A 2,192-nucleotide genomic window follows, 5' to 3' on the forward strand; every position below is an offset into this window, starting at 1 on the left:
GGGTGGGCATCGTGCTGGGCAGCCTGCCCCTCTACGCGCTGGAGCTCGGCGTGGCCCTGCGCCTCGGCCGCAACGCCGCCATCGGCGCCGGCGCGGCGGGGATGCTCCTCGCGTTCTTCTCAGTGGGCGGACTTGCGCACGGCCTCATGACCGGCGAGCCCACCGGTGCCCTGGCGACGCCCCTGAGCTGGGTGCCGCTCGCCTGGCCCGCGCGCCTGGGGTCGCTCGGGGTAGAGGCCTTCATCGACGCCGCACGCGCGGCGGGCCCTCTCCTCACGACTGCGCTCGCTGGCCTCGTGCTCACCCTGGCAGCCGCCGCCGTCCTTCTCGCCTGGTTCTGCCGCTTCGAGGACGGGAGGGCAGATGCGTAGGAGGCCGCTCGCCGCCGTGCTCGTCCTCCTCTCCGCAGCGTTCGTCCTGGGCGGGAATGCCCTGCTCGACGCCGGCTGGGGGTCGGCGCTGCGCTCGATCGCCGACCGCGTGCTGCCCAACCCTGAGATCGCCATGTGGGCGCCCGCGCCCGAGCCCGGCAGCCACGCGAGCTCCTACGCTGACGCCACCGGGGCGGGAGCGAACTACGTCTACCTGGTGGACGCGGCGGACGACAGGGGCAATGTCCGAGAGCTCCAGCTCATCTTCTTCGGACGGGAGTCGAACGGCGAGGGCTGGCTCGAGATCGAGGCGCGCGGCGGCTCGGGCGTGCGCTACCGCGCGTGCGATGCGGCCGAGGCGCCCGCGGCTGCGCGCGGGGCTCTAGACCGCTGAGCGCGGCGCAAGTACAATGCAACGGGAGTTTCAGGAGGTCGAATATGGCGAGGATACTGGCAGTGGATGATGAGCGGGCGATCCTCGACGCGCTCGCGCGCGTCCTCGGCCGCGACGGCCATGAGGTCGTCAAGGCAGCGGACCCGACGGCGGTCCCGGGGATGGACCTTTCGCGCTTCGACCTCGTGCTCTGCGACGTCATGATGCCGGGGCTCGACGGCTTCGAGCTCGTGCGGCAGATCCGCCCGGATTTCGACGGGCCCATCATCTTCCTGACCGCGCGCGTGGCCGAGGAGGACGCCGTGGCCGGCTACGGCCTGGGCGCCGACGACTACGTCCGCAAGCCCTTCGGGGCCGCGGAGCTGCGCGCCAAGGTCGCGGCCCATCTGCGCCGTGAGCGCCGGCCGCGCTCGCACGCCCTCTCCTTCGGGGAGGTGCGGATCGACCTCGGGGCGCGCGGCCTCGACGTGGGCGGCGAGGCCGTGTCGCTCACGCCCACCGAGTACGCCATCTGCGAGTACCTCGCCCGCCACCCTGGGCAGGTCATGAGCCGCGCGCAGATTCGCGAGGCGGTGCTCGGCTGGGAGAGCGACGCCGACGACGCGGCCATATCCATGCAGGTCAGCCGCGCCCGGAGGAAACTCTCCGAGGCCGGCGCCGACCCGATCGCGACCGTCTGGGGGATGGGGTACAAGTGGCAGCTCTGAGGACCGGGGCGCGAGGTCGCGGGGGCATGCCGCTCTCCTTCGTCATCGCGCGCTATTTCGCCTACGCGTTCGCGGCGGTCGCCACGGCGTGGCTCGCCACGTTCATGGCGCTCTCCGCGGCGATCAACGCGGGCTTCGTCTACGAGGCAAGCTGGGGGCCGGCCAATGCGCGCGAGGTCGCGGAGGGCCTGGCACGCGACGGCGTCTGCGGGCAGCAGGACGTGCCGACGGCGTACCGCTACCTCATCCTGAACAAGGACGGATACGTGCTGATGACAGACCTCGAGGGCACGCGACTCGAGGACGCGACGGAAATGGCCCGTGCGGCACTCGCCGCGGATCCGGGCACAGTGGAGATCGAGGGCGGGGGCTCGGGCCTCACCTACGCCGCGTTCCCGCTCAAGGGCGGCGGGGCCTGCGCACTCGTCAGCGAGTACCTGCCGCAGTGGGTCTCGCGCGACCTCGCCGGCCTGCTTCCCAACCCGCAGAACCTCATGCTCGTCGGCGCCGCTGCGGGAAGCGCGCTCGCGCTCGCGCTCGTGGCGCGCCGTGCGAGCCGCGTGATCTCGCGCAAGATGGCGCCGCTCGCGGAGGCGGCGGGGCGCGTCGGCGCGGGGGAGCTCGACTTCGCGGTCGGCAGCACCAACGTGCGCGAGGTGAACGACGTCCTCGCCGCGATGGACGCCATGCGGGCCTCCCTCGCCGAGTCGCTCGAGGCCC

Annotated in this window: 2 protein-coding genes and 2 pseudogenes; all 4 read left to right on the forward strand. The window is 72.8% G+C overall.

The window, feature by feature from the left end; all coding sequences use genetic code 11:
* Positions 1-371 (forward strand): annotated as a pseudogene (locus DXC52_RS10035) (lantibiotic ABC transporter permease); the annotation flags it as partial.
* Positions 372-387: 16 nt separating this feature from the next.
* Positions 388-765 (forward strand): hypothetical protein, encoded by a 378-nt coding sequence (locus DXC52_RS09815; RefSeq protein ID WP_147330624.1) that lies wholly within the window; start codon positions 388-390, stop codon positions 763-765.
* Between the two features lie 44 nt (positions 766-809).
* Positions 810-1,472: a response regulator transcription factor gene (locus DXC52_RS09820; protein WP_117747101.1), complete on the forward strand. Its 663-nt coding sequence runs from the start codon at positions 810-812 to the stop codon at positions 1,470-1,472.
* Positions 1,473-1,498: 26 nt separating this feature from the next.
* Positions 1,499-2,192, forward strand: a pseudogene (locus DXC52_RS09825) (hypothetical protein); the annotation flags it as partial.

Source organism: Collinsella sp. TF05-9AC, from assembly GCF_003438495.1.
Lineage (GTDB): Bacteria > Actinomycetota > Coriobacteriia > Coriobacteriales > Coriobacteriaceae > Collinsella.